We start from the raw sequence: 3,606 nt of genomic DNA, 5'->3' as shown, positions 1-3,606 counted from the left end.
CACTCGCCGCCAGGTTGCCCCGCGCTGCCGTTCGACTTGCATGTGTAAGGCATGCCGCCAGCGTTCAATCTGAGCCAGGATCAAACTCTTCAGTTTAATCTCTGTTTGTTGGCATTGCTGCCACCCTTATTGCTAAGGGGTCGCTCACTCAAAATACTGACAGGCCACTATTTTCATAGTGCCTATTTCATTACTTCTTGTGAACATTTGATAATTTAAGTATCACGCTGCACGCAGCGTGTGCACTGTCATCAAACGTCCACACTTATCGACTGTTAATTTTTAAAGAACTTATTTGGTACTGCGTTGCTGAAGAAGCGTTTTGTTCATCAGCGAAGAGGCAAGATTATGAAGCGTTTCGAATATTTCGTCAAGCACTTCTTTTTCTTCTCTACTCCCGCTTCACTCGACATTTGCATGTGTTGTTCTGCGAGGGGGCGAATTATAGCCAGTGCCCACACAAAGCTGCAAGACTTATTTTCGCGCTGCTACAATCGCAACCTTTTACCGGTGCGGAAAGCAGCCATGACTAATAATTCGATCAAACGTGGCGGCTTCAGCTCCAGCTTCGGCGTCCTCGCCGCCACACTGGGCTCGGCCGTAGGCTTGGGCAATATCTGGAAGTTCCCCTACCTGACCGGGGCCAATGGCGGCGCCGGCTTTTTGTTGATTTACTTGCTGGCCACCTTGCTGGTCGGTCTGCCGGTCATGATTGCGGAGATCACCATGGGCCGCGCCGCCAAGGCCAACCCGATCACGGCGCTCCAAAAACTCAGCCCGAGCCGCCTGCCCTGGTGGTTGATCGGCGTATCCGGCATGCTGGCATCTTTCCTGATCATGTCGTTCTATTCGGAAGTGGTGGCCTGGGTCTTCGCCTATGTGTTCAAGGCCATCGGCGGATCGATCCTCAGCAGCGATCGCCAGGTCACGGAGGGCGCTTTTACTGTACTGATCAGCGATCCGCTGCAGTCGCTGCTGTGGCAATGGGCAGTGCTGGCGTTTATTGGCGGCATTTTGCTGATGGGCGTGACCAAGGGTATCGAGGCGGTTGCCAAGAAACTGATGCCGCTGCTGTTTTTGCTATTGCTCCTGCTCTGCGCGGTAAGCCTGTCGCTGGACAAGGCGCTCGATGGCCTCGCCTTCCTGTTCCGTCCCGATTTCAGCAAGATCACTGCGGGCGTCATCCTGACCGCGATGGGCCTGGCGTTCTTCAAGCTGTCGCTGGGCATGGGCACCATGATGACTTACGGCTCCTACTTCCGCGACGATCAGAATATTCCACAAACCACGGTGCGGGTGATGATCGCCGACCTGTTTGTCTCGATGCTGGCCGGCATCGCCATCTTTCCGGCGGTGTTCACGTTTGGCTTCGCGCCATCGGCCGGGCCTTCGCTGGTGTTCATCACCATTCCGGCCGTGTTTTCGCAAATCCCCGGTGGTCACTTGCTGATGATCGTGTTCTTCGTACTGGCAGCGGTGGCCGCTACTGGTGCGATGCTGTCGCTGATGGAAGTGCCGGTCGTGATTTTGCACGAGCGCCTGGCTCTGAGTCGCGCCAGATCGACCCTGCTCACCATCGCAGTCTTGATGGTGCTCGGTTCCAGCTGCGCGCTAACCAACAATGTGCTGGCCGACTTCAAGCTGTTCGGCATGAATATGTTCGACCTGTTCGACTTCGTCTCGTCCAATGTATTGTTGCCAATCGGCGGAATTTGCCTCGCCATATACGTAGGCTGGGTATGGGGCGCCGACCAGTTCATGCGCGCGCTGTCGAATCAGGGCGCACTGCCCAATATTGTCACAGCGCGTATTGTGCTGTTACTGCTGCGCTATGTGTCGCCATTGCTGATTCTGCTGGTGATGCTTAAGGGCCTGAACTTGCTCTGAGCCTGACGCTGACACGACAGAAAGCAACGTTTCTAGCGAACCTGCAAGCCACCCCCGACAGGGCGTCGGTATGGCAGCTCCTGGCGCCGGCTTAGCGCACTGGACCACGCAGTAACACCCGCGTCGGCGTTGGGCAAAGCGCGCGCTACATCGCGCGGCAGGTCAACCATGCGCGCGGAGTCAGCGGCGATCCTGCTCGCACGACGCGAGAGCTTCTACGGCGTCGCGAGCTGCGCCGAAGCACTGCCTTCGGGGATGATCAAGGCAAAGTCGTAGCCGTTGATCAGATTGAACAATTCGATGTCGCCCGCTGCCAGTTTGCGCGAGCCTGACCGCAGTGGGCGAAGATCAAATAACGACCAGCTGCCATCGGTGGTGCCGGCGCTGTTCAGCAGTTTGAAGGCAGGACTGTCGAGCTCGATCAATGCCGCCTGATGTGGCTTGCCGGGCCCTGTGAATCTCAACTGTTTACCCTTTGCCGCCAGCACGATCACGTGTAGCGAGGTTTGACCCAGACCTTCGGCGCGTTCAGCCAGAAAGTTGCCGATGTCGCGATTATTGAGCGGATTGTTACCCTTGTACGCGTGATTGGCACCGACCTTGACCAGCAGCTTTTGCTCTTGCGCGCCGAGCCGGGAGGGCAGAGTCCGCTTGAATAGCGCCAGGCGCATGCGGTTGGAGAGGTCGCGATCGCCGGGGATCCGCGAAGCGCTCTTCTGATAAATGGCACGGCTTTCCAGTAGTGCATCAAGCAGGCTTAGCGCAACCTGTTCCTTGGGGTCGGCCAGCAGCGGACGCAGCGAGACCAGTTCTTCGGTGGAAGCTGACAGCATCAGGTAAGCGAGGGGGTTACCGGTATCTACCGCTTTTTTATATGCGACAGCTTCCATTTGCAGCAGCGCTTCGAGTTTGGCGCGAGCGGCACGATTGACCGGCTGGGCCAGCATCGAGGTGATCAAGTATTTGCTGGAACCCAAAAACTCCTGGTCGATGCCCCAGTACTGAAAGCGCGGTCCTGCAGTAACGGCAAAGCCGGCCAGCATCGCGGCTTCCTCGCGCATCGTGTAAAACGCGATGGAATCGGGATAGGTGGCGTTAAATCTGGCGATTGCAGCAACCGCGTCTTTACGCTTGAGCATCCCTTCGAGCGCGCCTGTCACGACTGCACCGTTTTCCGTAACCAGGGTCGTGAAACCCGCAGACGTCAAAGCATTGAAGTAGGCAGATGAGAACTGGGCGATCTCGGCGACACCGTGATCTTCACCCAGCAGCACGTACTGCGCCTGGCGCGAAGCTTCGAGCAACGGTGCGGCACCGGTCCCCGTTTACACCCCGTTATCAAGCGTAATAGCGAGCCGGTGGGCTTTGAGTTTGTCGACGGGCCCGGAATCGGCAACAGCAACATCGCCGACGCTCAGCGCCAGGGTGGCGGCAAGGAGGGCAAGGCGGACAAACATGGCAGTATGGGCTGATCAGGGCCCTCAGTGAATGAGTTGCCAGTTTAGCATGGGAAACTCAAGTAAACTTGCTCATGTGACAGATTTCATCACAGCACTAAAATCGCATCTCTAGGCCGAAATGAAAAAAGCCCCACCAGCGTTGTTTGCTGGTGGGGCTTTTAGGAATAACTAGCCTGACGATAACCTACTTTCACACTGGTTGCAGCACTATCATCGGCGCAAAGTCGTTTCACGGTCCTGTTCGGGATGGGAAGGGGTG

3 protein-coding genes and 1 rRNA gene are annotated in these 3,606 nt (G+C 56.7%); 2 read left to right on the top strand and 2 right to left on the bottom strand.

Annotated features, from left to right (window positions below; all coding sequences use genetic code 11):
• A 16S ribosomal RNA gene (locus ASF04_RS13040) occupies nt 1-96 on the bottom strand; the annotation flags it as partial.
• 429 nt (nt 97-525) lie between these two features.
• Here ASF04_RS13040 and ASF04_RS13035 point away from each other — a divergent pair.
• On the top strand, nt 526-1,887 hold the full coding sequence (locus tag ASF04_RS13035; RefSeq protein ID WP_056142214.1) for a sodium-dependent transporter: 1,362 nt from the start codon (nt 526-528) through the stop codon (nt 1,885-1,887).
• A 215-nt stretch (nt 1,888-2,102) separates the two neighbouring features.
• On the opposite strand, the gene ASF04_RS13030 is transcribed toward ASF04_RS13035, so the two are convergent.
• The gene (locus ASF04_RS13030) at nt 2,103-3,161 is read right to left on the bottom strand and encodes a hypothetical protein (RefSeq protein ID WP_156368637.1); all 1,059 of its coding nucleotides are present in this window, start codon (nt 3,159-3,161) and stop codon (nt 2,103-2,105) included.
• Between ASF04_RS13030 and ASF04_RS27510 the strand changes: the two genes are divergently transcribed.
• Nucleotides 3,141-3,359 (top strand): hypothetical protein, encoded by a 219-nt coding sequence (locus tag ASF04_RS27510; protein ID WP_156368636.1) that lies wholly within the window; start codon nt 3,141-3,143, stop codon nt 3,357-3,359. The two genes, ASF04_RS13030 and ASF04_RS27510, sit on opposite strands and share 21 nt — an antisense overlap.
• Nucleotides 3,360-3,606 lie beyond the last annotated feature (247 nt).

It is taken from the genome of Duganella sp. Leaf61, assembly GCF_001421905.1.
GTDB classification, from domain to species: Bacteria; Pseudomonadota; Gammaproteobacteria; order Burkholderiales; family Burkholderiaceae_D; genus Rugamonas; species Rugamonas zoogloeoides.
This window is presented reverse-complemented; position numbering and strand designations above follow the sequence as displayed.

Coding starts and splice junctions, on each gene's coding strand:
- ASF04_RS13035 (WP_056142214.1), top strand. CDS start 526: ATGACTAATAATTCGATCAAACGTGGCGGCTTCAGCTCCAGCTTCGGC.